Annotated in this window: 2 protein-coding genes; both read left to right on the top strand. The window is 33.6% G+C overall.

The window, feature by feature from the left end:
- The first annotated feature begins 88 nt into the window (after positions 1-88).
- Positions 89-298: a helix-turn-helix domain-containing protein gene (locus tag CXF62_RS01395; RefSeq protein WP_102092631.1), complete on the top strand. Its 210-nt coding sequence runs from the start codon at positions 89-91 to the stop codon at positions 296-298.
- 179 nt (positions 299-477) lie between these two features.
- Complete coding sequence (locus CXF62_RS01390) at positions 478-1,116, top strand: Cap15 family cyclic dinucleotide receptor domain-containing protein (protein ID WP_102092630.1); 639 nt, start codon at positions 478-480, stop codon at positions 1,114-1,116.
- The last annotated feature ends 156 nt before the right edge of the window (positions 1,117-1,272 follow it).

Genomic DNA, 1,272 nt, shown 5'->3' with positions numbered 1-1,272 from the left:
TCACGCCCACCTCTCAATACCGACTATATCCCGTGGATATTGTAGCTTACCACTGTGAGTATTGCTATCTTTAGCAGTGGTTAATGAGATGACAACAGATGAGCGTATGATTGCCTTTGGAAAGCGTGTCCGTGAGATACGAAAAATCAAAGGAATATCCCAAGAAAGATTGGCGGAGATGGCAGGTATTGATCGTAGCTATATGGGAAACATTGAGCGTGGAGAGAAAAACATTACTCTGAAGAAAGCATATGAGATATGTGATGCGTTGGAGATTGAGATACAAAATTTAGTATAAAATGTTGATTATGTAAGTTTTAGAGGCCTGTGTATATTTTCAAATCACTTTAATTAAACGTAAGTAGTAAATACATAACTCTTCATAATTAATATCAGTTTATAGGTATATTTTAGTAGTCTATAATAAGCTGAAAATTATCGTAAAATACGTTAAATGCTTTTAGAAAAGAGTTCAATATGGTAAAAGACGGTCATGAGTATTGCGTTCAGAATGGATATAACAGATCACATGTAGGTAGATATGTATATGCCTTTGCTACAGCAGTTTCTTGGTTATTGATTTATGCTTTGTTGAAAGTATTTGGTGAGCTTCCATCTCATTGGAATACGATCTTGTCAACGTTGACTACAGGTACACTTTTTTTAGCAGTTTATTTTTTATTTGAGAAATGGATGTGGAAAACCACTCTGTTTTTTAAGATATTAAAATATCCAAACATATCTGGAAAGTGGTCTTGCGATGGAGTTTCAAGCTTTCAACAAGAAGATGATGATATGATCAAGCAAGATTTTAAATGGAAAGGTGACGTCATAATACTTCAAAGTTGGGATAAAGTTAGAATTAGGCTAGAAACAGAGTATTCCGTATCGAACAGTATTTCTGCAGCTATTGTTTATGATGAGATTGATGAATATAAAATACTTTACAGTTATGAAAACCGACCTAAAGACTTAAATCATGCTGAATTACGTATTCACCGAGGATTTGCAGAGCTAACCCTCAATAGAGACAATGAAAGTGCTACCGTCAAGTATTACAATGTTGACGGTAGGAAAACAATAGGAACAATGTTCTGGAAGCGACTAACTAGTTAAATAATGAGACTCTAAACTACTATTATATGAATAGCCTAGATCCTTTTTAATCTCTTTCACGAGATTATCTAAAGCTAGGCTCATAGTTGTTAAAGATGATTTCTTATCTTCAGTATCAAAAATTAATCTAGAATTGTCAGGTGTAAATAAAAGATC

The organism is Psychrobacter sp. MES7-P7E (assembly GCF_002863645.1).
Taxonomy (GTDB): Bacteria; Pseudomonadota; Gammaproteobacteria; order Pseudomonadales; family Moraxellaceae; genus Psychrobacter.
Note: the sequence above shows the minus strand (reverse complement) of the source record. Positions and strands in the feature narration are given on the sequence as shown.